At 63.4% G+C, this 24011-nt stretch carries 25 protein-coding genes, 1 tRNA gene and 2 pseudogenes; 12 read left to right on the forward strand and 16 right to left on the reverse strand.

The window, feature by feature from the left end; translation table 11 throughout:
- Window positions 1-11: 11 nt before the first annotated feature.
- The gene (locus ACZ1G0_RS11830) at window positions 12-1268 is read right to left on the reverse strand and encodes an ABC transporter substrate-binding protein (protein WP_472737122.1); all 1257 of its coding nucleotides are present in this window, start codon (window positions 1266-1268) and stop codon (window positions 12-14) included.
- 233 nt (window positions 1269-1501) lie between these two features.
- Between ACZ1G0_RS11830 and ACZ1G0_RS11835 the strand changes: the two genes are divergently transcribed.
- The 3 genes from ACZ1G0_RS11835 to ACZ1G0_RS11845 are packed head-to-tail and all read left to right on the forward strand — an operon-like array spanning window position 1502 to window position 3686.
- Entirely contained in the window at window positions 1502-2239 is a 738-nt protein-coding gene (locus ACZ1G0_RS11835; RefSeq protein ID WP_472737123.1) for a response regulator transcription factor, read from the forward strand.
- 8 nt (window positions 2240-2247) lie between these two features.
- The gene (locus tag ACZ1G0_RS11840; protein ID WP_472737124.1) at window positions 2248-2430 is read left to right on the forward strand and encodes a hypothetical protein; all 183 of its coding nucleotides are present in this window, start codon (window positions 2248-2250) and stop codon (window positions 2428-2430) included.
- The gene (locus tag ACZ1G0_RS11845) at window positions 2427-3686 is read left to right on the forward strand and encodes a sensor histidine kinase (RefSeq protein ID WP_472737125.1); all 1260 of its coding nucleotides are present in this window, start codon (window positions 2427-2429) and stop codon (window positions 3684-3686) included. Before ACZ1G0_RS11840 ends, ACZ1G0_RS11845 begins: the two co-directional genes overlap by 4 nt.
- Window positions 3687-3772: 86 nt before the next feature.
- Here ACZ1G0_RS11845 and ACZ1G0_RS11850 read toward each other — a convergent pair.
- Both ACZ1G0_RS11850 and cobT read right to left on the reverse strand, forming a co-directional pair.
- Window positions 3773-3848: transfer RNA gene (locus tag ACZ1G0_RS11850), tRNA-Thr, on the reverse strand.
- A 42-nt stretch (window positions 3849-3890) separates the two neighbouring features.
- Window positions 3891-4895: a nicotinate-nucleotide--dimethylbenzimidazole phosphoribosyltransferase gene (gene cobT, locus ACZ1G0_RS11855; RefSeq protein WP_472737126.1), complete on the reverse strand. Its 1005-nt coding sequence runs from the start codon at window positions 4893-4895 to the stop codon at window positions 3891-3893.
- 68 nt (window positions 4896-4963) lie between these two features.
- Here cobT and ACZ1G0_RS11860 point away from each other — a divergent pair, with 68 nt between their 5' ends.
- Window positions 4964-5707, forward strand: coding sequence for an adenosylcobinamide-GDP ribazoletransferase (locus tag ACZ1G0_RS11860; protein ID WP_472737127.1), 744 nt, complete (start codon window positions 4964-4966; stop codon window positions 5705-5707).
- Between the two features lie 59 nt (window positions 5708-5766).
- Here the strand turns inward: ACZ1G0_RS11860 and ACZ1G0_RS11865 are convergent, their stop codons facing one another.
- Entirely contained in the window at window positions 5767-6279 is a 513-nt protein-coding gene (locus ACZ1G0_RS11865; RefSeq protein ID WP_472737128.1) for a CarD family transcriptional regulator, read from the reverse strand.
- A gap of 267 nt (window positions 6280-6546) precedes the next feature.
- Entirely contained in the window at window positions 6547-6885 is a 339-nt protein-coding gene (gene fdxA / locus ACZ1G0_RS11870; RefSeq protein WP_472737129.1) for a ferredoxin FdxA, read from the reverse strand.
- Window positions 6886-7009: 124 nt separating this feature from the next.
- Here fdxA and yddG point away from each other — a divergent pair, with 124 nt between their 5' ends.
- Window positions 7010-7879 carry an aromatic amino acid exporter YddG gene (gene yddG, locus ACZ1G0_RS11875; RefSeq protein WP_472737130.1) on the forward strand — a complete coding sequence of 290 codons (870 nt, stop codon included), beginning with the start codon at window positions 7010-7012 and terminating at the stop codon, window positions 7877-7879.
- On the opposite strand, the gene ACZ1G0_RS11880 is transcribed toward yddG, so the two are convergent.
- From ACZ1G0_RS11880 to ACZ1G0_RS11890, 3 genes and pseudogenes are all read right to left on the reverse strand, one after another.
- The gene (locus tag ACZ1G0_RS11880) at window positions 7865-8227 is read right to left on the reverse strand and encodes an RNA-binding S4 domain-containing protein (RefSeq protein ID WP_472737131.1); all 363 of its coding nucleotides are present in this window, start codon (window positions 8225-8227) and stop codon (window positions 7865-7867) included. The two genes, yddG and ACZ1G0_RS11880, sit on opposite strands and share 15 nt — an antisense overlap.
- Window positions 8228-10982 (reverse strand): annotated as a pseudogene (locus ACZ1G0_RS11885) (helicase-related protein).
- 18 nt (window positions 10983-11000) lie between these two features.
- Window positions 11001-11555, reverse strand: coding sequence for a tetratricopeptide repeat protein (locus ACZ1G0_RS11890; RefSeq protein WP_472737132.1), 555 nt, complete (start codon window positions 11553-11555; stop codon window positions 11001-11003).
- A gap of 84 nt (window positions 11556-11639) precedes the next feature.
- Between ACZ1G0_RS11890 and ACZ1G0_RS11895 the strand changes: the two genes are divergently transcribed.
- The gene (locus ACZ1G0_RS11895; protein WP_472737133.1) at window positions 11640-11924 is read left to right on the forward strand and encodes an SCP2 sterol-binding domain-containing protein; all 285 of its coding nucleotides are present in this window, start codon (window positions 11640-11642) and stop codon (window positions 11922-11924) included.
- Window positions 11924-12856: an alpha/beta fold hydrolase gene (locus tag ACZ1G0_RS11900; RefSeq protein WP_472737134.1), complete on the forward strand. Its 933-nt coding sequence runs from the start codon at window positions 11924-11926 to the stop codon at window positions 12854-12856. Before ACZ1G0_RS11895 ends, ACZ1G0_RS11900 begins: the two co-directional genes overlap by 1 nt.
- 22 nt (window positions 12857-12878) lie before the next feature.
- Here ACZ1G0_RS11900 and ACZ1G0_RS11905 read toward each other — a convergent pair whose 3' ends face one another.
- The 6 genes from ACZ1G0_RS11905 to ACZ1G0_RS11930 all read right to left on the reverse strand — a co-directional run bounded on the left by ACZ1G0_RS11905 (window position 12879) and on the right by ACZ1G0_RS11930 (window position 19471).
- Window positions 12879-13550, reverse strand: a complete 672-nt coding sequence (locus ACZ1G0_RS11905; protein ID WP_472737135.1) for an ABC transporter ATP-binding protein — start codon at window positions 13548-13550, stop codon at window positions 12879-12881.
- Entirely contained in the window at window positions 13543-14853 is a 1311-nt protein-coding gene (locus ACZ1G0_RS11910; protein WP_472737136.1) for a lipoprotein-releasing ABC transporter permease subunit, read from the reverse strand. Before ACZ1G0_RS11910 ends, ACZ1G0_RS11905 begins: the two co-directional genes overlap by 8 nt.
- A 79-nt stretch (window positions 14854-14932) precedes the next feature.
- Complete coding sequence (locus ACZ1G0_RS11915) at window positions 14933-15937, reverse strand: GGDEF domain-containing protein (protein WP_472737137.1); 1005 nt, start codon at window positions 15935-15937, stop codon at window positions 14933-14935.
- On the reverse strand, window positions 15934-16539 hold the full coding sequence (locus tag ACZ1G0_RS11920; protein ID WP_472737138.1) for a heme NO-binding domain-containing protein: 606 nt from the start codon (window positions 16537-16539) through the stop codon (window positions 15934-15936). Before ACZ1G0_RS11920 ends, ACZ1G0_RS11915 begins: the two co-directional genes overlap by 4 nt.
- Before the next feature lie 105 nt (window positions 16540-16644).
- Window positions 16645-18210, reverse strand: coding sequence for a trimethylamine methyltransferase family protein (locus ACZ1G0_RS11925; RefSeq protein ID WP_472737139.1), 1566 nt, complete (start codon window positions 18208-18210; stop codon window positions 16645-16647).
- A 148-nt stretch (window positions 18211-18358) separates the two neighbouring features.
- Window positions 18359-19471: an acetoin utilization protein AcuC gene (locus ACZ1G0_RS11930; RefSeq protein ID WP_472737140.1), complete on the reverse strand. Its 1113-nt coding sequence runs from the start codon at window positions 19469-19471 to the stop codon at window positions 18359-18361.
- Window positions 19472-19569: 98 nt separating this feature from the next.
- Here ACZ1G0_RS11930 and ACZ1G0_RS11935 point away from each other — a divergent pair, with 98 nt between their 5' ends.
- The 5 genes from ACZ1G0_RS11935 to modC all read left to right on the forward strand — a co-directional run bounded on the left by ACZ1G0_RS11935 (window position 19570) and on the right by modC (window position 22999).
- A complete protein-coding gene (locus ACZ1G0_RS11935) occupies window positions 19570-20043 on the forward strand; it encodes an NUDIX hydrolase (RefSeq protein ID WP_472737141.1) in 474 nt (157 codons plus the stop codon).
- 86 nt (window positions 20044-20129) lie between these two features.
- Window positions 20130-20537, forward strand: a complete 408-nt coding sequence (locus ACZ1G0_RS11940; protein ID WP_472737142.1) for a DUF1178 family protein — start codon at window positions 20130-20132, stop codon at window positions 20535-20537.
- 40 nt (window positions 20538-20577) lie between these two features.
- Window positions 20578-21255, forward strand: coding sequence for a molybdate ABC transporter substrate-binding protein (gene modA / locus ACZ1G0_RS11945; protein ID WP_472737143.1), 678 nt, complete (start codon window positions 20578-20580; stop codon window positions 21253-21255).
- Entirely contained in the window at window positions 21252-21950 is a 699-nt protein-coding gene (modB, locus tag ACZ1G0_RS11950) for a molybdate ABC transporter permease subunit (RefSeq protein ID WP_472737144.1), read from the forward strand. The genes modA and modB overlap by 4 nt, the downstream gene beginning before the upstream one ends.
- Window positions 21950-22999, forward strand: a complete 1050-nt coding sequence (gene modC / locus ACZ1G0_RS11955; protein WP_472737145.1) for a molybdenum ABC transporter ATP-binding protein — start codon at window positions 21950-21952, stop codon at window positions 22997-22999. Before modB ends, modC begins: the two co-directional genes overlap by 1 nt.
- On the opposite strand, the pseudogene ACZ1G0_RS11960 reads toward modC, so the two are convergent.
- Window positions 22989-23500, reverse strand: a pseudogene (locus ACZ1G0_RS11960) (NUDIX domain-containing protein). The gene modC and the pseudogene ACZ1G0_RS11960 overlap by 11 nt on opposite strands.
- A gap of 64 nt (window positions 23501-23564) precedes the next feature.
- Window positions 23565-23960 carry a DUF983 domain-containing protein gene (locus ACZ1G0_RS11965; RefSeq protein WP_472737146.1) on the reverse strand — a complete coding sequence of 132 codons (396 nt, stop codon included), beginning with the start codon at window positions 23958-23960 and terminating at the stop codon, window positions 23565-23567.
- Window positions 23961-24011: the final 51 nt, after the last annotated feature.

The raw sequence follows: 24011 nt of genomic DNA on the forward strand, positions 1-24011 counted from the left end.
GGAGGAAGCGTTTACATGCTGTTCGCGATGGCGTTGGCCAACATCTGAACGGCGTCATCAGACGACATATCAGAGTTGAAATGCGCGGTCACAGTGTCGGTGATCGCACCAGCCTGCGCGCCGCGAAGGGCCATGCCGTGGGCGTAGGATGGCAGCAGGGAACCACCTTCGTTGCTGGCGGCCATGTCGCTGGCAGACAGAACCGCGCAGCTGTCAAAGTTGTCCAACGCGACGTCTGTGCGCACAGGGATCGAACCTTTGTTCAGGTTGAACACTTCCTGAAAGCTTGCGCCGACGATCAACTCGGCCAACAGGGCTTGGCCTGCTTGCTTGTTGTCACCGTCCACGGCGAACATCGCAAAGCTGTCGACGTTGTAAAGGAAGCCTTCGCCCGGCGTGGAGGCACACAGGAAGTCTGTCCCAGGCGCCTTGCCCGCAGCCACGAATTCACCCTTTGCCCAGTCCCCCATGATCTGGAAGGCGGCTTCGCCGTTCATGACCATTGCGGTGGCCAGGTTCCAGTCACGACCTGCAAAGTTGCCATCAACAAATCCACGCATGGTGCGCATCTGGTCGAACACGGCCTTCATGTCGTCGGACTTGATGGTGTCCATGTCCAGTTCCACAAAGGCTTTGCGGAAACCGTCAGCGCCCAGAATGCCCAGGGCGACCGCTTCAAACACGGTCGCGTCCTGCCAAGCCTGACCACCATGTGCCAGAGGGATGATGCCAGCCGCTTGCAGCTTTTCAGCGGCGGCGTTGAACTCGTCCCATGTGGTGGGCATTTCGATGCCATTGGACGACAGGACTTCGGCGTTGGCCCAGATCCAGTCCACGCGGTGCACGTTGACCGGTGCCGCACACCACGTGCCCTCACATTTCATGTGGCCTGCGATTGCGGCGGGCAGGATATCGGACCAGTTGTTGGCCTCAGCAACAGCCGAGATGTCAGCCAGAACGCCCTCTTCATACCATTCCTGGATCGCCGGGCCCTTGATTTGCGCAGCCGTCGGGGCGTTGCCAGCCAGAACACGTGCGCGCAGGGCAGAACCGGCTGCGTCACCGCCGCCACCGGCCACGGGCATGTCGGTCCATGTGCCCCCGCCTGCGGCAAACTCTTCTTGCAGAACGGCGACGGATTTCGCTTCGCCGCCAGAGGTCCAGTAGTGCAGAACTTCGGCTTCGGGTGATGCGTGGCCATCGGCAAATGCAGCGGACGCGGCGACGATCGCCATGCCGGACACGGCACCAAGAAGTTTGAGTGTCATTTGTGATTTCCTCCCAGAAATTATGTCACCCCATAGTGGGACGTGGACCAAATACGCCTTATTCCGACCCACCATTGCAATTGACGCATAGCGGGTATTCCAAGCGGAAATACGATTAGTCGTCGACTTCGTTACACGATGTTACGTTGGACTCGATTCTGTTGCACGTTGTTACATAGGTGGTGATACGATCGGTTAAGGTACGTCCACCTCGCAGCACAGAAAGGCAGATCATGGCGATCCCGCGCATCCTTGTCGTCGACGATGATTCTGACATGCGTCAGATGATGACACAGTTTCTGCGCCAGAACGGAACGATTGCCCTGCCCGCCTCGACCGAGCGCGAGGTGCAGTCCCATCTGGACGGGGGACGCGTTGATCTGATCTTGCTGGACGTGATGCTGGGGGATGAAAACGGGCTGCACATCTGCAGGCGCTTACGTGCAGAACAGGATGTGCCAGTGATCATGGTGTCCGCCCTTTCGGCTGATCATCAGCGGATGGAAGGCTATGCGGTTGGGGCCGACGATTACATCACCAAACCGTTCAATCCCGATTTGCTGTTGGCACGGGTCAAGGCGGTGTTGTCGCGCGCGCGGCGGTCGTCGTCTTTGGTGCACCGTCGCAACACCAAGACATTCCATTTTGCAGGCTGGACCTACCGCGCCAAGACCGACGAGGTCCTGTCCCCCAACGATGTTCAAGTGGCCCTGTCACAGCGCGAAACCGCGTTGTTGCAGGTCTTGCTGGCCAACCCCCATATTCCCCTGACCCGGGCCGAGATTGCAACCGCCCTTGACGTGACCGGCAGCGCGTCCCAATCCACCGAGGCTATCGGGCGCTCCATTGACGTTCTCGTTGGACGTTTGCGCAACAAGATAGAGACCAACCCCAAAGCCCCGCAAATTCTCAAGACGGAACGCGGCATGGGATACGTCTTTTCCGTCGATGTCGTGGCCGAGGAAGGTTAAGCCCGGCCGTGTCGAACCTGCGGTCCATTGGCCTGATCTTTGTCAGCGCAGCCTTTCTGGCCGGCGGGCTTTCGGTTTGGCTTTGGATGCATTCTTCGGCCAGTTGGCGCGCCCATCAAAGTGGCGCCTATATCGCCGGTGTCACGCTCTATGACGCCTTGCAAAATGGCACGGCGCCGCCCCCGGGGTGACCCTTGTGGCGCTCTCGGCCCGAGATCAATCGCACGCTGCCGCAGGTCAGTTTCGCCAAATCACAGGGGCCAGTTCCGCGTCGCGCCTCACGATCATCCCGGTCTCCGCCGATGTCACACCGCAACGGATTGGCTTGCCCCTGACCCTTGCCGTGCTGTCCCCGGACATCACCTACAACATCGCCGATCTGCCCAACCGTACCGGCCAGACCGCGGCAGAAACCACCGGCGCTGTCACCGCCAAGTTCGCGTCTTTCTGCAGCGACCCGATTGTCCTCGCCCGGATGGGCGACGGACCGTGGCTGCGCATTGACGGCAACCCGGTGTGGGGCTGCGACGCCAGCCCGGCGGACCTCAGATTGCTGGCTGTGTTTTTGGCAATTGTCGCCATGGGTACGATGATTACGCAGGCGCTCAACCTGTCGGCAGGCTTTACCTCCTTTGCGCACCAATTGCGCAACCGCCGCCGCGTCGGGGGGCCGACGCAGTACAACGCCACCGGCCCGCAAGAGCTGCGCGAGATTGTCGCCGCGGTGAACGGCTATCTGGAACTGGAACGCGAGCAACTGGCCAGCCGCGCCGCTGTTCTCTCGGGCGTCAGCCACGATCTGGGCACGCCTGCAACACGCCTGCGACTGCGGGCGGCCCTGATCCCGGACACCGAGCTGCGCCAGAAATTCGAGAATGACATCGACACAATGACCGGCATCATCGAAAGCGTCTTGAACTATACCAATGTCGAAATGAACGCCGAGACGCCGCGCCAACTCTCGCTCAGCTCTCTCGTGGATGCGATCGTGGCGGATTACCACGACACCGGGCGGCCAGTGAGGCTGCATCACAGCAAAGAGGTGATCGTTCAGGGCGGGCGCTCCATCTTCATGTCGCGCCAGGGTCAGGGCATCGTCCCAGGGGAACAGGACGTCATCGTCTGCGCGCGTCCTGTGGCCTTGCAACGCGCAGTTACCAACCTGATCGAAAACGCCCTGAAATACGGGCGCCGCGCCCATATCTCCATCGAGGCAACCGCCGCGACTGCGACCGTTGTGGTCGAGGATGAAGGCACCCAGTCCTGTGCACAAGACATCGAGGCCCTCATGGCCCCGTTTCAACGCGGCGAGGACACCGCCACCATCGACGGCCACGGATTGGGCCTGACGATTGTTGCGACGATCGCCAAACTGCACGGCGGCACTTTGGAATTTGAAGACGGATCGAGGGGCGTCGCAGCACGGCTCGAAATTCAGCGCAATTGAGACGCGCGCACTCAGTGTTTCCAAGGCGACCTGCACGCAGGTGCAGCTGCCTAAAACACAACGAAGTCTCAACCTTTTGGCAAAGATGGTGCCCCCACACGGACTCGAACCGCGGACCTACTGATTACAAATCAGTTGCTCTACCAGCTGAGCTATAGGGGCACTGCGCAGCCTGTTACCGGGCTGCGCGGGGTTTGGCAAGCCTCAAGCGCCGTCTGAAACGCCTGCTTCTGCAAAAGTTGCCATGCCGGAGTGGCAGGCCAAGGCCGCCTTTAGAATTCCGATGGCCAGCGCGCCGCCGGACCCTTCCCCCAGCCGCATGTCCATGGACAAAAGGGGCGTTTTTCCAAGCGCTTCCAGCACGCGGCCATGGGCCCCCTCGGCCGAGACATGGCCCGCCACGCAGTGATCCAGCGCGCCCGATTGCGCCTTGGCCAGCACCAAGGCCGCTGCGGTGCAGATGAAGCCGTCCAAGATGACCGGGATGCGGTGGTGGCGGGCGGCGGCGATGGCGCCGGTCATGGCGGCAATCTCGCGCCCGCCCAGACAGCGCAGCACCTCTAGGGGCGCGCGATCTGTGTGCAGGGCCAGACCAGTGGCTACGGCGGTTGTCTTGGCGGCCAGCCCCGCGTCGTCCACGCCGGTGCCCCGCCCCGTCCAGTCCGACGCCTGCCCGCCCAGCAAGGCCGCCGCGATGGCCGCGGCGCAGGTGGTGTTGCCGATGCCCATTTCGCCCGTCACCAGCAGGTCAGCCGCCGGGTCCACGGCCTGCCAGCCAGCGGAGAGGGCCGCCAAGAACTCGGCCTCCGACATCGCGGGGGCGGTGGTGAAATCGGCGGTGGGTCGTTCCAGATCAAGGGGGTGCACGTCCAGCTTGGCCCCGAAGGTCCGAGCCAACTGGTTGATCGCCGCCCCGCCATGTTCAAAGTTGGCGACCATTTGCACCGTCACCTCTGCTGGAAAGGCAGACACGCCCTGTGCGCAAACCCCGTGATTCCCGGCAAAGATCACGATCTGCGGGGCCGTGATCGTGGGGCGGGGATCGCCCCGCCACGCGGCGTACCATTGGGCCAAATCCTCCAGCCGCCCGAGGGCACCCGGTGGCTTGGTCAATTGCCCATTGCGATCCGCAGCAGCGGCAGCCGCCGCAGTGTCCAGGGCGGGCGCATTTGACAGGGCGTCCAAAAACGCGGCAGGGGTGGCAAACATGGGCGAACTCCGGTCTGTGTGGATCACGATGGGACCAGATAGCCCAAGGTTTCGGAAAGGAACAACTGATGAAACGAGCGTTTATCACAGGCGATCTGCGTTTGGCGGTGTCCCTTTTGACGCGGTTTCCAATTCATGCGGATTTTTCGAGTGGGCGGACGGCGCAGGCGGCTTGGGCCTATCCGTTGGCAGGTGTCCTTGTGGCCGGGCTGGGTGTGACCGCTGGCGTGGGGGCGCTGTGGGCTGGGCTGCCCGCGATCGCGGCGGCCCTGATCTGCCTGACCGTGCTGGTGATCACCACCGGGGCCATGCACGAGGACGGGTTGGCCGATACCGCCGATGGGCTGTGGGGCGGATGGACGGTGCAAAAACGCCTTGAGATCATGAAGGACAGCCATATCGGGGCCTACGGTGTCATCGCCTTGGTGCTATCGCTGGGCCTGCGGGCCGCGCTGTTGGCGGTGGTTCTGCCCCTCGCCCCGTGGTGCGTGCTGGCCATTGCCGCGCTGTCGAGGGCGGGCATGGTCGCGGTGATGTGGGCCCTGCCCCATGCGCGATCAACGGGGCTGTCACAGGCCACCGGGCGGCCCGGCGGGGTATGCGTGGTGGGTGCAATCCTCGTGGCCGGGATCGTCGCCCTTGCAAGTGGCGTTGCGCCCTTCGGATTGATCGTATCGGCCGCAGCTGCCACCGTTGCTGTGGCCGCGATTGCCAAGGCCAAGATCGGGGGGCAAACGGGCGACATCCTTGGAGCCACGCAGCAAGTCACTGAAATCGCTTGCCTTATGGTCGTGACCATAGCCCTGACGTGACAGGCGGAACGTGAAAAGGGCGCCCCACTGGACGCCCTTTTGTGTGGTTTGTTCGCGCGTCAGGCCGCTGCGACGCGCGCCGTCAGAACGGCACCGATCCGTTCGGAGGCGAGGGTTTCATTGCCCCCTTCGACCGCCCCAAGCTCGCGGGTCAGACGTTCCAACGCGGCTTCGTACAACTGACGTTCGGAATAGGATTGCTCGCGCTGATCATCGGTGCGGTGCAGGTCGCGCACAACCTCGGCGATGGCGATCAGATCCCCGGAGTTGATCTTTTGCTCATACTCTTGCGCACGGCGGGACCACATGGCGCGCTTGACCTTGGCCTTGCCCTTCAGGGTCTTCATGGCATGGGCCACGACGTCCGGGCTGGACAGGCCGCGCATGCCAACTTCGGTCGCTTTGTGGGTCGGGACGCGCAGGGTCATCTTGTCTTTGGCAAACGAGATCACGAACAATTCCAACGCAAAGCCCGCAACTTCCTGTTCTTCGATGGACACGATCTGGCCAACGCCATGGGCCGGGTACACAACGAAATCATCGGGACGGAATTCTGGTTTGGACTTGCTCATATGCAGGACCCTTTCTCACGTTTTTCAGCGCAAAATGCCACACAGCCAGACAGGTCCGGCCGGTTTGCACATCGCGCTTTTCAGTTTTTCGGCGCAGGGGTGGCAGACACCCTGCGAGCGACAGGCACCCATCGCATGAGTATACATACCATAAAAACCGGCCCCATGTAAGGGCCACACAGCTAGGATTGCGTGAAAACAGACCTATTCACAGCACCTTAGCCCACCCAAAGGTGTTGACTTTGCGCGTTTCCAGCGATTCGCCGATCAACCGCCCTCGCCCGCCGCCTCGGAAAAATGCGACTCGAGCTTGCCTTCCTGACCATCCAGCGCCTCTGCATCGGGCAGAGGATCTTTCTTTGTGATGATCACGGGCCACGCCTCGGAGTACTTGCGGTTGAACTCAACCCACTTTTCCATGTCAGGCTCTGTGTCCGGGCGGATCGCGTCGGCGGGGCACTCAGGCTCGCACACGCCGCAATCGATACATTCGTCCGGGTGAATCACCAGCATGTTCTCCCCCTCGTAGAAACAATCCACGGGGCAAACTTCGACGCAGTCAGTGTATTTGCAAGCGATGCAATTGTCGGTAACGACATAAGTCATGGGAAAGGTGCCTTGGTCCGTTGCTAACTTGCGGTGGGTTTAGTCCGCGTTTTCGAGTTATTCAAGCACCCGAAGGTGTCAACCCAGATTGACAGACAGCTATCGCGCAGATGGACAGGTTTCAATGACACAAAATGCCGCCACCGCCCTTGGGTTCGGGGCGGTCGTGACCTGGGCGCTGTTGGCATTGTTCACGGCTGCCGCAGGTCCCGTGCCCCCGTTTCAACTGGCGGCCATGGCCTTTGCCATTGGCGGCGGTGTCGGGGCACTCTCGTGGCCCTTTCGCCCACAGGCACGGGCCAGCCTGCGCCAACCGTGGCAGGTTTGGGCGGTCGGCTGTGTCGGGCTGTCGGCCTATCACGTGATGTATTTCTTTGCCTTGCAGAACGCCCCGGCGGTAGAGGCGTCTTTGATCGCATATCTCTGGCCCCTTTTGATCGTTGTCTTTGCGGCGCTGCTCCCGGCGGAGGACTTGCGCCCCGGGCACATCATCGGCGTTGTTCTAGGGCTGGCGGGGGCTGTGCTGGTGATAACCGACGGGCTGTCCACGGGTCTGGCAGGCGGGCTGCAATCGGGCCATGTGTTTGCCATGGCCTGCGCCGTGATCTGGTCGGGCTATTCGGTCCTGACGCGCCGGTTCGGGGACGTCCCCACGGATGTCGTCGCGGGCTATTGCCTCGTGTCGGCTGTGGTCTGCGCAGCGCTGCACGGCGCGTTGGAGGAGACGGTTTGGCCCGCAGACGCACGGGCCTGGGCCAGCGTGGTCGGCCTTGGCCTGCTGCCCATGGGGCTTGCGTTCTACGTCTGGGACTACGGATGCAAGCGGGGCAATATCATGGTGCTGGCGGCCCTGTCCTACGCGGCCCCCGTGCTGTCCACCTTGGTCCTGCTGGCCGCCGGGGTCGCCGTCTGGCACTGGTCCATCGGCGCGGCCTGCGCCTTGATCACGCTGGGGGCGGTGATCGCCAGCCGGTCAAAGTCAAAGGCCCTTTAGCGCATCGGTCTGACGGCGGTCCCGCCCGGTGGGACGCCCGCCCACACGATCCTCGATCTTGGGTTTGGGGACAGGCGGGGCGGAATGATCGGCATAGCAGGCCTGCGCCTCGGGGGCCGGGCCGCGCCGCTTGGGCACATCGGTGATCTCGATCACCCGCACCCACGTGCCCGTCGCAAAGGTCAGCGTGTCCCCTGCCCCAACCTTCATCGCCGGTTTCAACGCCTTTTCACCATTGACCCGGACGTGCCCCCCCGCAACCAGTTTGGTCGCGAGGGAGCGTGTCTTGAAAAACCGCGCCATCCAGAGCCACTTGTCCAAGCGCTCTTTCTCGGTCGCAACTTCCATTCAGGTGTTCTTGAGGCCCGCCAAGGCGGCCGCAAAGGGATTGTCCGGGTCGATCTTCTTTTCCTTGCGGGGCGGACGGGCGGTCGCGTTCTGCGGCGGCTTGGGGCCGCGCTTGGGCTTGCCCTTGCCTTTGCCGCGCGGGGCGTTGTCCCCACGGGGACGCCCGCCGCCCGCGTTACGGCGCTTGGGTTCCCACTTGAACGTGTAGAAGACCTCGCCTTCGGGCGCTTCGACCTGCGCATCGTTTTCGGGGGTACTTTCGGGGTGGGTTTCGGGGGTGTTTTCGGGGGGCGCCGTTTCGGCCTCTGCCGCCTCGGGTTGCGCCACCGCTGCCGGGGTCTGTTCGCCTTCGGGGGCCTTGGCCGCGGGCTCGGGGGTGGCTTTCACCTTGGGCCGCTCGCCCCGCTCCGCGCCATAGCCCAGACCCTGCATCAGGTCCGCGAATTGTTCCAGCGTCATGCCCGTGATCGACAGCATGTCCGGCGTCGCCTCGAAGCCGCCGCGGGTGTCCGCCGCGCGCAGCATGTCCGCCAGCCGTTCCAGCATGTCGATGCGGATCGCGCGCGCCCCCGCAAGGCGATAGCCTGCGCGGGTAAAGTACCCCTCTGGCATCCCTTCCAGACCGGGCACAGTGACCAGACCGGGGGGCGGTGCCTCGGGGAAGTCTTGCAAACCGGAATGCAGCGACCACAGCACCAGCCGCAGACGCGTGGGCGCGGGTTTCAGCAGAAGCGGCATGAAGATCGTAAATTGGCCGAACCGGACACCGTGTTTGCGCAACGCGCCACGTGCGTCTTGATCCAGCGCCTTCACATCGTCCGCCACCTCCGCCCGGGGCAGAACGCCCATGGCCTCGGCCAGTTGGAAGGCAAAGCCTTTGGCCAGCCCCGTGATCGTCTCGTCCCGCTGCATCGCCAGCATGGGTTCAAAGGCCGCCGCCACCTTGCGGTCGATGAAATGTTGCAGGCGGCGCTGCACTTTCTGCATGACCTCGGGGCCGGCCTCGTCATCGACAAACGCCTCGACGGCGGGCTTCAACGGCTCCGCCCCGGCGACAAGTTTGCCCACCGCATGTTCGCCCCACATCAGGCCACCTTGTTCGGTGAAATCCATCTCGGTGTCGGGGGCGTTGTAGAAACGATCGGCGCGCAGGTGGAATTCGGGGCGCAGGGCCGCCGTGGCCGCTTGGCGCACGGTCTTTGCCTCGTCCGGGGTGGCCGAAGCCTCTTGCCGGAAACGGAACCCCTCCAGACGGCCCAGGACTTCGCCCTCGACTGTCACTTCACCCTTGTCATTTATGTCGGCCACGAGGCCCTCCTTCATCTTCAACCGGCGAAGCAGAACACTGGTCCGCCGGTCAACAAATCTTTGTGTCAACGCACCGTGCAGTGCGTCAGATAGGCGGTCTTCTACGGCACGCGTGGCGTCTCGCCAATGCAATTCGTCCTGAACCCAGCCTTTGCGCTGCGCAACATAGGTCCAAGTGCGAATAAAAGCGAGGCGTTTGGACAGGGTGTCGATATCCCCATCCGTCCGGTCAATGCGTTTGACCTGCCGCGCAAACCAATCCGTCTGCACCTGCCCGTGTTCATGCAGGAACTCGAACAGACGCGCCAACAGGCTTGCGTGTTCCACATTGCTGATGCCGCGAAAGTCCGGCACCCGGCACACGTCCCACAGCAGACGCATGTCCCGCGCGTCGCGCAGGCGCACGCGGATCCCCTCCAGTTCGCTGATCGCCTTGAGGGCGGCCACATCATCGGCCTCGCGCCCGCGCACAAGGCGCATGTCATCGGGGGCTGCCTCGAGGCTGTTGATCAGGGCTTCGGGGCTGCCAAAATCCAACTGGTTGCTGCGCCATTGCAATTTCTGGATCGGGGTGAAGCTGTGGTTGCCAATCGCCTCGACCACGCCGTCGTCCAGCGGGCTGGCCTCGCCCGTCACACCGTAGCTGCCCGGCGACATGTAGCGCCCGGCCCGGCCTGCGATCTGCGCCAGCTCGTTGGGGGCAAGGGGCCGGATGCGGCGGCCATCGAATTTGGAGGTCGCGGCGAAGGCCACGTGTTTGATATCAAGGTTCAGACCCATACCGATGGCGTCCGTGGCGACCAGATAATCCACCTCTCCCTCTTGGTACATGGCGACCTGGGCGTTGCGGGTGCGGGGCGACAACGCTCCCATGACGACCGCAGCGCCCCCTTTTGGCGGCGCAACAGTTCCGCAATCGCATAGACCGCATCCACGCTGAACCCCACGATGGCGGACCGGGGGGCATGCGGCTGATCTTTTTGGAGCCCGCGTACGTGAGATCAGAAAACCGTTCCCGCCGCAAAAACTGCGCCTCGGGCACCAGTTCGGCGATGGCCCCCTTCATGGTGTCGGCGCCCATGAACAGCGTCTCGTGCAGGCCGCGCATGTGCAGCAGACGGTCGGTAAAGACATGGCCCCGCTCGGGGTCGGCGCACAGCTGGATTTCGTCGATCCCCACAAAATCCGCGCCAATGCCCGTCGGCATCGCCTCGACGGTGCACACCCAATAGGCGGCCCGGGGAGGTACGATCCGCTCTTCACCCGTGACCAGCGCCACCACCGATGGCCCCCGGATTGCGACGATCCTGTCATAAACCTCGCGCGCCAGCAGGCGCAGGGGCAGGCCAATCACCCCCGTGCGATAGGACAGCATCCGGTCGATGGCATAGTGGGTTTTGCCCGTGTTGGTGGGGCCTAGGACAGCCGTAACCTGTGCCTGTCGCATCTTGTCCCCTCCGGGGTCTTAGAGGGCGGAACCTGCGGTTTTCGCAACCAACCGCGCGCGCACGTCATCCATACCATCCATGTGCGGGTGGATGGCAAGGGCCGCGTCCAATGCCTTAAGCGCCGCGTCCGGGCGATCCACACGTTCCAGAACCGCTGCCACGGCGGTCATCGCGCCAAAGTGGCGGGGGTTCAATGCCAGTGCACGTTCCAGATCCGCCATGGCCATGCCGAACCGTTCCATGCGCAGAAAGGCCGACCCCCGGATCACCCAGCCTTCCGCAAACTCGGGCGCGTGGTCCACCACGGCGGTCAGGTGGTCGAGCGCCGCGTCAAAATCCTGCGCCTCGACCGCCTCGCGCCCTTCGCGCAACAGCAGGTCCATCGCGGCAGAACCCGACCGCGACCAGCGTTCCAGCACCTCGTTGCCGATCTTGCGCGCTTCGACCGGTTCGGCGGACTGCAACTGGGCCAGCAAATCCTCCACCTCCTCCGTCTGGGCCATGCCGGACGTTGCGTAAGAAACAGCCAGCGCGGCCAGAAGGGAGTTGTATGCCAGAGGTAGGTATTTCATCTTGCCTGTAATCTTAGGCCCGCGCGCAGGAATTGCGAGGGCCTTTGCACCGATCCAGGACAACAATCAGGTGAGGACACCGAAATGAGCGATATCGTGAACCAGGCCGTGGCCGTTTTGAACGAAAAGATCGGCAGCTTTGACGGATCCGTCAAGTTCGTGATCGAAGGCGAAGGGGCCTTGATGGTCGACAGCGACGGCGTGCGCGCAGGCGACGAAGAGGCGGAGTGCACGATGACCGCCGACGCCGAGACCTTTCAAGGCATCCTGAGCGGGGACGTGAACCCGACCTCCGCCTTCATGACCGGCAAGCTGACCGTGGACGGCGATATGTCCGAGGCGATGAAGCTGGGTGCCGTGCTGAGCTGATGTCAGCCCCCGCCCCCTATTTCGCGGACATCGCCCGCGGACCCGAGGGTCACGCGCAATGGGTGACGGCCAGTGATGGTCGTCGCCTGCGCGTGGGGCTTTGGCCGCTGGAGGGGGCAAAGGGCACGGTCCTGATCTTCCCGGGCCGTACCGAATTCATCGAGAAATACTCCGACGCGGCGGCGGAACTGGCCGCGCGCGGGTATGCAAGTGCCGCCATAGACTGGCGCGGGCAAGGCCTGGCGGATCGTACGGGGCGCGACGCCAAACAGGGCCACGTGGACAACTTTGCCGAATACCAGCTGGATGTGGCCGCGTTCTTGTCTGTGGTCCGTGACGCGGGACTTCCCGAACCCTTGCATCTGCTGGCCCATTCCATGGGCGGGTGCATCGGGTTGCGCGCCTGTCTGGACGGACTGCCCGTGCGCAGCGCCGCCTTCAGCGCACCTATGTGGGGCCTGACCTTGACGCCCGGTCTGCGGGTGGCGGCGTGGGGCGTGTCCACTGTGGCGGGCTGGGTTGGGCAATCTCTGCAGTACGCCCCGGGCACGGATGCAGCCGCGCGCCCCGCCTCTGTGCCCTTTGACGAGAACCGCCTGACGACCCACCGGCCCATGTACGACTGGATGCAGGACATGGTGCGCGCCCGGCCCGAATTTGTGTTGGGTGGGCCATCGCTGGGCTGGCTCAATGCGGCCCTGCGCGAGATGCACAGCCTCGCCCGGGCGCCGGTGCTGGATTTGCCCGGGGTCTGCGTGCTGGGCACCCGCGAGGATATCGTGGAGCCGGAGGCCATTCACATCCGCATGAACGCCTGGGATCGTGGTCGGCTGGATGTGATCGAAGGCGCGCTGCACGAAGTCCTGATGGAAGGGCCCGCCGTCCGGACCGCCGCCTACGACAGCTTTGCCACCCTGTTCGACACCGCCTAGGCCTGCGGGCTTGGCGCATCGGTCAACGCGCCCCCTGCAACCGCACCACCCGGTCCATGCGGGCCGCAAGCTCCATGTTGTGTGTCGCCACCAAGGCCGCCAACCCTGTATCGCGCACCAAAGCGACCAGAGCATTGAACACGGTGTCAGAGGTTGCGGGATCAAGGTTGCCCGTCGGCTCGTCCGCCAGCAAAAGCGCCGGAGCGTTGGCCAGCGCGCGACAAAAGGCGACGCGCTGCTGCTCTCCGCCGGACATCTCGGCCGGGCGGTGTGTCACGCGATCCGACAACCCCACCCGCGCCAACAAATCACGGGCCCGGTCCGCCGCCTGATCGGACGGGATGCCATTGGCCAGTTGTGGCAAGGTGATGTTTTCGAGGGCCGAAAACTCCGGCAGCAGGTGGTGGAATTGATAGACGAAACCGACATTCTGCCGCCGCATGCGCGTGCGTTCTCGGTCCCCCCGCCCGGTCATATCCTGACCGGCGATCTGCACTTGCCCTTGGTCGGCGCTGTCCAGCAGGCCCGCGATGTGCAGCAGTGTCGATTTCCCGGCACCGGACGGCGCGACAAGGCCCACAATCTCTCCGGCACGGACGGTCAGATCCACACCGGACAGGACTGTGATCTGCGTCGCAAGCCCCTTGTTGTAGTGCTTTTGAACTCCAGTCAGCTGTAGGGCCAGATCATTCATAGCGCAGCGCCTCGACCGGGTTCATGCGGGCCGCCCGGCGCGCCGGAAAGATTGTGACGACGAAAGACAGCCCAAGGGATAGCGCAACTGCGGACATGACATCGCCCAGTTCCAGACGCGCGGGAAGGGTGGACAACAGGCGCACGGACGGATCCCATGCGCCCCCGCCCGCAATCATGTTCACGGCTTGGAAGATCGGATCAATGTAGATGGCAAAGGCACAGCCCAGAACCACACCGATGATCGTTCCAGCCACACCGATGGAGGCCCCGCAGATGAAAAAAACGCGCAGGATCGTGCCCTCGCTGAGACCCATCGTGCGCAAGATACCGATATCGCGCCCCTTGTTCTTGACCAGCATGATCAGGCCGCTGGTGATGTTGAGAGTCGCAATCAGGACAAGGATCGACAGGATGATGAACATCACATTATCCTCCATCTTGAGGGCCTGCAGAAACGCGCCAGAGCTGTCTTTCCACGTCCACAGCAGGGTGCCATCGCCCCCTGCGGCCAGAAGGTCCAATGCCCAGTCATCCACGCGTTCGGGATCCTCGACACTGACTTGGATCGTATCTGCCACGCCCGTGCGGTTGAAGTAGGTCTGCGCCTCGTCAAATGGCATGAACACCCGCACCCGGTCGATATCCCACCGCCCGACCTGAAAGATGTAGGTGACGGTATAGGCCTTTACCCGGGGGCTGGTGCCGAAGGCCGTGCGCACCCCGTCGGGCGAGATCAGCCGGATGCGATCGCCGACGTCCACCCCCAAGGTCCGCGCCACGCCAGAGCCGATGGCAATCCCGTCTGCAAAATCCGCCGGGTCGCCCATGGACCATTCAGGCTGCGCAATGCGGGGGATATTCCACAAATCATCGGGGGCGATGCCGATCACCTGAACGCCCGCGTTGCGACCGCGCCCGGCAGCCATGACCTGTCCCTCGATCACAGGCGTTGCCCGGACAACGCCCGGGACCTGCCCGATCCGGGCCGCCCGTTCGGCATAGTCGGCCATGGTGCGGGTCAGGCGGTTGGTCGCTGGATCCACCACACCGGTCGAGCTGACAGCGACGTGGGGGTTTGCTCCGACAATTGTATCCACGAATTCGTAGCGAAAGCCTTCGCGGACCGCCAATGTGGCGATCAGCGCCCAAACAGCCAGCGCGATGCCAATCAACGATATCCAGCTCATGACGCTGATGCCGCCCTCGGCACGGCGGGCGCGTAGGTAGCGCCACGCGATCAACCACTCAAAACGTGCAAAGGGTACGGGGGTTGGGCCACGTTGGGCCTCCTGCTCAATCATTTCGATGCAACGTGGTGTATCGCTGGCCGGGGGTCAAGCCGGGTCAGCGAGACCGCCAGTCGCAGCGCAGCATTCCGCCCTAGCTGGCCAGAGCAGAGCCATGATCGCCCGGAAAAAACGTCGCCTGCGCCCGCCCTTTATGCTTGCTTTCATAAAGCGCATGATCGGCATCTGCCATCATTTGATCAATGTCCACAGGATCATAGGCCGTGGAAACGGTGATGCCGATGCTGCCTGAAATCTTGCAAACCTGATCATTCCAGACAATCGGCCGCTCCAACCTCTCGATGATCCGCTCGGCCACGGAACCAAGGGTTTCGAAATCGACACAGTCGGGAAACAATAGAACGAATTCATCACCGCCAACCCGTGCAATCAAATCGCCTGGTCGCGTCGCGCTGTTCAAAATGTCCGCGACGACCAGCAGAACGTGGTCGCCGGCCGCATGGCCGAAGGTGTCATTGACGTGCTTGAAGTAGTCGAGATCCAGATTCATCAGTCCAAAGGGGCGTTGCCTTTCGCCCTGCGTCAGCCGGCCAAAGGCGTCTTCCAGCGCGCGACGATTGTGCAGGCCTGTCAGTCCATCCGTCTCGGCCTCTTTTTCTGCGGCGGCGCGTGCGTCGGCCAACCTTTCTGTCAGGCGACGGCTTTCGGTCATGGCAGCGGTATTGGCCTCAATCAGGAAAAGGATTTCGACTGCATTGTCGCAATGAGCAAAATCCGTCGCAGTCAAGCCATAATCCCGCACCGCGTCGTGGATGGAATAGCCCAACGACAATTGCAGCAGCCCACCACCGTCGCCCAGAGGTTGCACAAAACCCCTGAGCTTGGTCCGAGGCTCTGCCCGAAATTCGAGCGCGAGGGCTTTGCCAGCCGACGCAATCAGATCCTGTGCCCCCATAAACGTCAGTTTGGGGCGCACCGGCACGAACAAATCGTCAAGAGTTTGATCTTGCAGTGACACGCCCGGTCTGAGCCGTTGCAGCGTGCGCCCAGCGTGCAGGATCTGTCCCTGAGCGTCAAAGACGAGGGCCATTGGCATCAATTCATCCAATGCCGCAGCATTCAGTTGCACGACCGTCATTCCGCAGCTCCATTTTGCGCCAGATGGAACGTGCGCCCGGATGCAAAGTCATGCTGCACAATGCGCACTTCGATGGTTTGGGCATAGCCTTCATCAGCCGCGTAACCGTCGTGCACATCCAAAACGGCCAAGGCCCCATAGTCATCCGCCATCGCGCGCAGCACCCCCAAGAGCAGTGGCCCCGCACCCGCGACACCCCACCAGGTGTGCAATTGAAATGACCCGTCCTGCCTTTCATCCACCGAGATCTGCGGCAAGGACAGGTTTGGCATCGCGAGCCGACCGCGGTCGTGCAACTCGTTCAACGATATCAAAAAATCTGCAAACCCCTCACCGCCAAATCGCAAAAGCCTGCGCACAGCCTCTAGGCTTGGGGTCGTCACGAGGTATGCACCGATGTCTTCCAGTATCTCTTCCCGCGCACGGCCCAAAACCTGCTCCACACCCGTCAGAAGTCCTTGGGTTTCCGTGTCCGCATAGGACAACAAAGCCTCGTAACGCCGTTCCCGTAGGCCAGCCTTCACGACGATGCGATCCCACATCTCGGCACCGTAAGTATTCAGCACAAATCCCTGCACACTGGCATTTATCAAACCGTGCATCGCAACGCTCCTTTCGGAACGAGGCTAGAACGAAAACCCTAACGCAAACCTAAGCGCAGGCCGGGGTATGGTACCAAAACGCCGAAAAGTGACCGAAATGATCGACTAGAAGTCTGTTGGCGCGCCGCCTTCTTCTTTGCGCTTGGCCACAAACGTGGCCAGTTCTTCGCGGATGCCCGGGTCCATGTAAGGGGCCTCGAACCCATCGACGATATCCCGGTACATCTTATGCGCGCGATCCGGGGTCCAAACCGCACCAGCCGCGTCCCAGGCCTCATAGTTGCGCCAATCGCTGAGGAACGGCTGGTAGAAAGCGTCCTGATAGCGGTCCTGCGTATGCTGACAGCCAAAGTAGTGGCCGTCCTTACCCACCTCTTTGATTGCATCGATGGCGATGTCATCCGGGGTGGTGGCGGTGATTTGCGGGTCGAAATAGCGTTGGATCTGCTGCAAGACCTCGCAATCCATGATGAACTTTTCGGGCGATGCGATCAGCCCGCCCTCCAACCAACCCGCCGCGTGATAGACCACGTTTGTGCCAGATTGCACGGCGGCCCACAGGCTGGCGGTGGTTTCCCACATGGCTTGCCCGTCGGGCACGTTGGCTGCGCACACACCGGACGAACGGATCGGCAGGCCGTAGAACCGGCCCATCTGGCCCGTCATCTGCGTGGCGCGGATGTATTCGGGCGTGCCAAACGCGGGCGCACCGGATTTCATATCCACGTTGGACGTGAAGGTGCCGATCGCCACGGGCGCGCCCGGGTTGATGTATTGCAGCAGGGCAATCGCGGCCAACCCCTCGGCCAGTGACAGGGTGACGGCGCCGGACATGGTCACGGGGGCCATGGCACCCGCCAGCGTGAACGGGGTCACGATCACCGGCTGGTTGCGCCGGGCGTGGATCATAGCCCCCTCCAGCATGGGGAAGTCGTGTTTCAGGGGGCTGACAGAGTTGATGTTGGTGTACATGTGCGGCTTTGCGTCAAACTCCTCACGTGTGATGCCTGCGGCGATCCGTGCCATCTCCATCACGTCCTCGACCCGTTCCCGACCAAGGGAGTAGGCATGCACCACCTTGTCCGCCAAGGTCAGCTTGGTGAACAGGCAATCCAGGTGCCGCACGCTGGCGTGTACATCAATGGGTTCCACCGGGTAGCCGCCGGCAAAGTGGGTGCAGTTAAAGTACTGGGTCAGCTTGATGAAATCCTCGTAGCCCTGCCAGTCGCCAGACCGTTTGCCCCGCTTCAGATCCCACATGTTGGGCGGGCTGGAGACGTTGCCAAATGCCATGTACTGCCCGCCGATGGTCAGTTTCTTGGCAGGGTTGCGCGGGGTGATGTCGAACTGACTGGGGGCATGGCCCAGCATTTCCATCAGGAAATCTTCGTCCATTTTGACGTTGGTGCCGTCCACCGTGCAGCCAGCTTCCTTTAGAAGGCGGCAGGCCTCGGGGTTCAGGAAATCAATGCCGATCTCTTTGAGGATGCGAACCACCCCCTTGTGGATGGCCTGCACGCCGTCGGGGTCCAAAGGTTCTGTCGGGCGGTCATTGTTCAGGGGTTGCTTGAAGGGCATCTGTTCGATGACAGCCGTGCCCGCGCGGTCCGCGTGGCCCCGGCGTCCCCCGGCACGGCGGCGGCGGGGTGGATCGATGGTCGCGTCGGTCATGGGCATCCTCCGGTTGGCTCGCTTCATTGCACACCGTGGGACACGGGGCGGCCTGCCAATGGGCGACGAATACAGGGGGGATATGTCGCAAACGGTAGGGTGGGACTTGTCCCACCGCCCGGGCGGCAGCGGCGGGATAAATCCCGCCCTACCGTGTCCGTAGTGCTGCTACGCGGTCCGTGATCGCCGGGCGCAAAGGGCCGAGACGCGGCGCATCGCGCAAGGTGGTGAACAGGGTGTCGGGCGGGTTGCGCGCGCGGGAGTGCCCTTCCCATGTCAGGGCACGCTGGACGGCCTCGGCCTCAGGCGTCAGTCGTTCTGGAATGTCGTGTTTGTTCACGGTCGCCCAGACCCCTGCCCAAAGCCGTCCGACCGTCCAGGGATTGTAGCCCCCACCGCCCAGCACCACCGTGCGCGGGGCGACATCGCACAGGGCGGAGACGATATCCCAATGGGCGTTGTTGGACAGGGACAGACGGGACAACGGGTCCTCCTCCACCGCGTCTGCCCCGCATTGCAGCACAAGCGCATCAGGGGCAAAGGCCTCGACCACCGGGCGGATCAGATGGTCGCGGATATAGGCCATTTCGGTGTCGTTCAGCCCGCTGGGCACCGGCAGGTTGTAGACCTGCCCCACGCCTCGATCCGACAGCGCGCCCGTAAAGGGCCAACGCCGTTCCTCGTGGACGGAGATTTGCAGCACGTCAGGGTCAGCGGCAAACCCATGTTCCACCCCGTCCGGATGATGGGCGTCGATATCCACATAAGCCACCCGCGGTGCCCCGTTGCGCTGCAGGGACAGGATCGCCAGCACAGGGTCGTTGAGATAGCAAAATCCATTGGCCCGGTCCGGCATGCCGTGGTGGGTGCCGCCGCCGGGGTGATAAATCACTCCGCCTTCGCGCAGCAACTCTCCGGCCAGCAGGCTGGCGCCCGCAGCGGTGGAGGGTCTGCGCCACACCTCGGGGTAAATCGGGTTGGTGTGGGTACCAAGGGTGTGGCGGACCTTCATCTCCTCAGTGGCAAGCTGCGTCGCCTCGGCCTGTTGCAGCGCGGCCAGATAGTCCGGCGTGTGCCACACCTCAAGGGCTTTGGCCTTGGCGCGAGGGGAGGTCACGAACTGCTTCCGCTCCAACCACCCCATGGCCCGCGCCAGATCCGTCGCCGTCGAGACCCGCGGGATCCGCAGCGGATGCCAGCCGCCATAGCTGGACCCACGATAAATCTCTGACCCCAAAAACAGAGGTCTGTCCAATGCCATTGCGTGTCGTTCCCTTGCCTATTTGATTTCAAAGGTAAAACGCTCTATGTTGTGTACAAGCCGTCAGGTCAGGAACGGCAGCAGTGACACAAAAGAAAATGACATACGCACGCCCGATCAAACAACGCCCCCTGAACATGGGGGGCCATAAGAAACGCGAGATGCGCACCCAGTTCGGTGCCCTGTGCTGGCGCGAGAAGAACGGCAAGGTGCAAATCCTGATGGTCACCTCGCGCAACACCAAGCGTTGGATCATCCCAAAAGGCTGGCCCGCCGATGGTCAGACCGCTGCCCAAAGCGCCGCCGCCGAGGCCTGGGAAGAGGCCGGCGTGCAAGGCAAGGTCGGCACCCAGTGCCTTGGTCTTTACACCTATTTCAAGATTTTCCCCAAGATGAAGCTGCCGGTGATGGTCGCCGTCTTCCCCCTCAAGGTGTCCAAACGCAGCAAGGACTTCCCCGAAGCATCCGAGCGGCGCAGCAAGTGGATGTCCCCCAAACGCGCCGCCGCCAGCGTGGCAGAGCCGGAGTTGCGCGGCATCTTGCAGACTTTTGATCCAAAGCGGTTGACGTAAGCCTTGCGAGACGGGGCCGTCTGCCTACATGCTGGACAGACCGAGATGGGGCCGACGACATGGGTCCGACATAGGGCACACGACCGATGATCCGCTATGCACTGAAATGCGACCAAGGGCACAGCTTTGACAGCTGGTTCAAATCCGCCGATGCCTTTGACGGGCTGGCGGAGAAAGGTCTCGTGTCCTGCGCCGTATGTGGGGGCACCAAGGTGTCCAAGGCGATCATGGCCCCGGGCGTCGCCACCGAAGGGGCCCTGACCGCCCCCGCCTCGCCCGCCGAACAGGCCATCACGGAAATGCGCAAACAGCTGGAGGCGCACGCAGACTACGTCGGCACAGATTTCGCCGCCGAGGCCCGCGCGATCCATGACGGCGAGGCACCGGATCGCCTGATCTGGGGCAAAGCCAAGGTGGCGGATGCCAAGGCACTGGCCGAAGATGGCGTTCCGGTCATGCCCCTGCCGTTCGGTCCCAAGGACAAGGCCAACTGATCCGCTTGCCCTTCGGGTGCGCTTGCCCGACAGTCGGCCCATGATCCTGCGCGCCTTACTTTTGCTCCTGCTCGCCCTGCCCGCCCATGCGGAGGCCCCCCTGCGCGTCTTCGCGGCGGCCAGCTTGGGCGAGGTCCTGCGCACCGCCAGCGCGGCGTGGGGCGGGCCTACGCTGTCTGTCTCCGTCGCAGGGTCCGGCACGATTGCGCGACAGTTGGATCAAGGCGCGCCTGCGGATGTCGTGATCCTGGCCAATGCCCAATGGATGGCCTGGCTTGTGGAACGAGGCCATGTGGGGGCCGCCACCGATGTCACCGCCAACCGTCTTGTCATGGTGGGATATGGCGATCTGACTGCCCCGGACGCACGGCTGGCCCTCGGCGATCCGCGCAGCGTCCCGGCGGGTCGGTATGCGCAACAGGCGCTGACCGCCCTCGGCCAGTGGGATGTTTGGCAAGACCGGTTGATCCGCACGGGCGACGTCCGCGCGGCCCTGACCTTCGCCCTGCGGCGCGAGGCGGATTTCGCCGTGGTCTACGCCAGCGACCTGCACGGGCTGGAGGTGCCCATCGTGCGCCACTTTGATCCCGCCACCCACGACCCGATCCTCTACCCCGCGGCCGCCCTGACCCCACGGGCCCAACCCTTCATCGACTGGCTGCGCAGCCCCGCTGGCCAGGTCCTGTTCGCGGACTTCGGGTTCGCGACCCTGCCATGATCGACCTGCCGCCAGAGGCGTGGGAGGCCCTGCGCCTGTCCCTGCGCGTGTCCGGTGTCGCAACCCTTGTGACCCTGCCCATCGCCCTGCTAACCGCCTACGCCCTTGCGCGCTGGCGGTTTTATGGGCGGGACCTGCTCAACGGCATCACCCTGTTGCCACTGATCCTGCCCCCGGTTGTCACGGGCTATTTCCTGCTGCTCGCCTTTGGGCGGACCGGGCCGTTAGGGCAGTTTTTCGAGGCAACCTTCGGCCTGACCTTCGCCTTTCGCTGGACCGGGGCCGCCCTTGCCGCTGGTATCATGGCCTTCCCGCTGGTGGTGCGCACCCTGCGACTGGCGATCGAGGCTGTAGACCCCAAGCTGGAACAGGCCGCCGCGACCCTTGGGGCCTCGCCCCTGCGGGTGTTTTGCACGATCACCCTGCCCCTGATCACCCCGGGTCTGCTTGCAGGCGCGGTCATGGGCTTTGCCAAGGCGATGGGGGAGTTCGGCGCGACCATCACCTTCGTGGCCAATATCCCCGGGCAGACACAGACCCTGCCCACGGCGATCTACGGGTTCCTGCAAATCCCCGGGGGCGAGGCGCAGGCTTGGGGGTTGGTCGTGATTGCCGTCACCGTGGCCCTTGGGGCGGTGCTGGTGTCCGAATGGCTGGCCCGCCGCGTCGCCGCCCGCATACGGGGAGAGCGGTAATGCTGCAGATCGCCCTGTCTCACAGCTTTGGCACCTTTACGCTGGATGTGCGGTTCACCGCGCCCGCTGGCGTGACAGTTCTGTTCGGCCCCAGTGGATCGGGCAAGACCACCGTGGCCCAAGGGGTGGCGGGGCTGCTGCGAGCCAAAGGCCTGGTCTCGGTCGCGGGCACAACCCTGCAGGACGAGACCCAATGGCAGCCGCCCCACCGGCGCGGGATCGGCTATGTCTTTCAAAACCCGCGCCTTTTTCCGCACCTTAGCGTAGCGGGCAACCTGCGTTACGGCGCGCCGAGGGACGTGGACCTATCCCCGATCCTTCACATGCTGGACATCGCGCCCCTGCTGCCCCGCCGCCCCGCATACCTGTCCGGCGGAGAGGCGAGCCGCGTGGCCCTTGGGCGCGCGCTGCTGTCGAACCCACGCCTGTTGATCCTGGACGAACCCCTTGCCGCCCTCGACGCCGCCCGCAAATCCGAAATCCTGCCCTACCTTGAACGGCTGCGCGACCACGGGACGCCCATGCTCTACGTCACCCACGCCATGGAGGAGGTCGCCCGCCTGGGCACCACCCTTGTGGTTCTGCGCGACGGTAAAGTGATGCGCAGCGGTCCCGTGGCCGATGTACTTGCCGATCCCGCAGCGACCCCCGACCTTGGCCCGCGCATGGCAGGCGCGGTGCTGAACGGGCGGGTGCGCGGCACAAGTGACGGGCTGACCGAAGTGGCGATCAAGGGCGGCACCCTATGGTTGCCGGGCACACCGGCCCCCGTGGGGGCGGCGTTACGGGTGCGTATTCTGGCCCAAGACGTGTTGCTTTCGACCCAAGCGCCCGTCGGCCTGTCCGCCCTGAACACCTTGAAAGGCACGGTCAAACAGATCCAAGCGGGCGCAGGCCCGGGCGCTGTGGTGGCGGTGGACGTCGCGGGGGATACCGTGCTTGCCCGGATCACGAAAAAATCTTTGCGCGACATGGGGTTAACCTTGGATCAAACCGTCTGGGCCATTGCAAAAACAGTGTCCGTCGGGCCAGAGGCGATCACCCCCTAAGCCACCGAAACACCGACGCAGGACCAGAATTGTCGAAGAACGGGACATCCGATTTCGCAGCACCGCGCAGATGCGCCGCCACTTCGGCCAGCACAACCTCGGTGATGAAGGGCACGTCCAGCGCGCGGGCCTCGGACAGGGGCACCCAATGCAGGTGGCTCAACTCGTCTTCGGCCTGGGCAAAGTCATCGGGGTCCGTGATCAGGTCACCGGCATCCACCAGAAAGAACCGCGCATCGAAATGCCGGGGCCGCCCGGGGGGGTGATGGCGCGAAAGATGAACCGTAAGGGACTGGCATCGCTCAACTTTTGGCCCGTTTCCTCTTGCAACTCGCGCAGGGCGGCACCGGCCAGCGCAGCGGGCGGCGTGTCCGACGCCTCGGCCAAACGCGCCGCCATTGCACCAGACAGCCCCTCTGCGTGATCGCCCGGATCCACAGCACCGCCCGGAAAGACGTACTTGGACGGCATGAATACCGCCCCTGCCCCGCGCTGACCCATCAAAACCCGATCACCGCGTACCAGCACGACGGTGGCGGCGTCCTTCACCGCGACTCGTGTCGATTCACGCACGAGTCCGCCCAAACCCGTGCATCCTATTGGCCCATTGGATGCCCACGATGACCCCCTTGAGGCGCGGCAGCAGATACAGGGACATGGCCACCGTTGCGATCAGGGAGACCGTGACAAGGATCATCGGATCCGGCAAAAACTCCGTATAGCCCCACAGCATCGCCGGCCCGACAATGTGGCCCACGATCAGGATCGTCAGATAGGCCGGGCCATCGTCGGCGCGGTGGTGGTGCAGCGGCTCGTCACAGACGGGGCACTGGGTCGTGATCTTGAGATAGCCGTCAAACAACTCTCCGGCGCCGCAGCTGGGACAACGACAGCGCCAGCCGCGCAGCATCGCTGGTTTCGACGGCCGGTCCGGCAATTGATCGTGTGTATCTGTTGTCATGTTCTTCACCCATTCGCGAAAAACACCATAGGGCGACGGTCCCCGCCCCAA

Source organism: Thalassobacter sp. HA4-2, assembly GCF_055693705.1.